The 1,453-nt window shown below is 27.7% G+C and carries 3 protein-coding genes; all 3 read right to left on the reverse strand.

What is annotated here, in order from left to right:
- Window positions 1-260 precede the first annotated feature (260 nt).
- The 3 genes from J5G60_RS18280 to J5G60_RS18290 all read right to left on the reverse strand — a co-directional run bounded on the left by J5G60_RS18280 (window position 261) and on the right by J5G60_RS18290 (window position 1,345).
- A complete protein-coding gene (locus J5G60_RS18280) occupies window positions 261-422 on the reverse strand; it encodes a DUF1540 domain-containing protein (RefSeq protein ID WP_150359068.1) in 162 nt (53 codons plus the stop codon).
- Between the two features lie 198 nt (window positions 423-620).
- Window positions 621-818 (reverse strand): cold-shock protein, encoded by a 198-nt coding sequence (locus J5G60_RS18285; protein WP_106008326.1) that lies wholly within the window; start codon window positions 816-818, stop codon window positions 621-623.
- Window positions 819-1,063: 245 nt separating this feature from the next.
- Window positions 1,064-1,345 carry a DUF3953 domain-containing protein gene (locus J5G60_RS18290; protein ID WP_150359069.1) on the reverse strand — a complete coding sequence of 94 codons (282 nt, stop codon included), beginning with the start codon at window positions 1,343-1,345 and terminating at the stop codon, window positions 1,064-1,066.
- Between the last annotated feature and the right edge of the window lie 108 nt (window positions 1,346-1,453).

A 1,453-nucleotide genomic window follows, 5' to 3' on the forward strand; every position in this document is an offset into this window, starting at 1 on the left:
TACATCATATATAATAATTCGTCAAGTAGTTATTATTTTAGGCATCGAACCTAAAATAACAAGGACTATTCATCTCCCACTTATAGAAGATAGGAGAATTACGCCCTTTTTGTTAAATACTAAATTTTATTTTTATACTTTAAAACATTATCTAAAATACAGGCTACTTTGTTTTAATACAAATCAATGTAAAAAACTTTACACCAATGTGAGCAGAAACTCCAACTGAAATTCAGTTGGAGTTTTATATAATATATTTATTATTTAAACGGTTTAAATGTTGTGCAGCACGTATCATCACTAGTATCAGGCTTTTTGCCCCTCATGGAATTGACTTCAAGTGCATCAGCATTGCAGTGATTATCTTTCCAGTAATTGCAGCAATCAACGCTACATTTAACTTCCATTTTAGGTAAATTCATAGTATGATCTCCTTTCTTTATTTGTAATTTACATAACTTATTGTTGCCAAAATAATAAGTTATATACTTTAGAATATACTATTAATGCATAGCATATTTAGTTTTTCAATCTTATGTGATTACAAAATATGTGTTTTCTATAATTTAAAAATTCCTTAGATAGAGTTTTATCTATCTAAGGAATAAAATATCCGGTAATTAAAGAACAGTAATATTTTCTGCCTGTGGTCCTTTTTGTCCTTCTCCTACATCATAGGAAACTTTCTGTCCTTCATCAAGTGATTTATAGCCATCTGAATTTATTTGAGAAAAGTGTGCAAAAATATCTTTTCCATCTTCTCCTGTGATAAATCCAAATCCTTTGTTTCCATTAAACCATTTTACTGTACCTGTCATTATAATAAGTACCTCCTAAATTTTATTTCTTAAACTCTTTGTAATAAACCCATCAAATAAAATTTCGATATCAACGTACATATTATAATTATAAGTACCTATTGAAATATATTTTCATTTAAATTAATTACGATTCATTTAAGTTACGTGCTTATTGTATCATACATTATTATATAAATCAAATTTTTCCTTTTGTGCCTTTTATGAAGTCAAGGAAATTGGCCATTTCGGGAAATTCTTTGGCTTTAGTACAAAAATGTGAATGATGTAATTATCGTATGAATAGTTACAAATAATCCAAATGCAGAAACAAGCCACAAAAGAATTCCCAACGCTTTTTGTTTTTTATATATAAAATAATTAATACCGCTCAATAGCATTGTCAAACATAAGCTTCCTTGAGTTAAAATACGAAGTAAATAATTACTGCTATTTTTAATAGATAATAATGCAAATAAAACAGTAAAGGCTGAAACAATTATAATTGCAATTGTAATTTGTGGCTTCTTTTTTATTTTTAGGTTCATATTTAGTAGCTCCTTTTATGCAATTAATTATTAGGCGTTTGCGAAACGCTGTAATCCGCATAAATGCGGTATATTTCTTGCTGCAAAATAAAATAACTCCTCACTGAT

This window comes from Clostridium sp. HV4-5-A1G, assembly GCF_900184915.1.
In the GTDB taxonomy this organism is placed as follows: Bacteria; Bacillota; Clostridia; order Clostridiales; family Clostridiaceae; genus Clostridium_B; species Clostridium_B aromativorans.

Coding starts and splice junctions, on each gene's coding strand:
- J5G60_RS18285 (WP_106008326.1), bottom strand. CDS start 818: ATGACAGGTACAGTAAAATGGTTTAATGGAAACAAAGGATTTGGATTT.
- J5G60_RS18280 (WP_150359068.1), bottom strand. CDS start 422: ATGAATTTACCTAAAATGGAAGTTAAATGTAGCGTTGATTGCTGCAAT.
- J5G60_RS18290 (WP_150359069.1), bottom strand. CDS start 1,345: ATGAACCTAAAAATAAAAAAGAAGCCACAAATTACAATTGCAATTATA.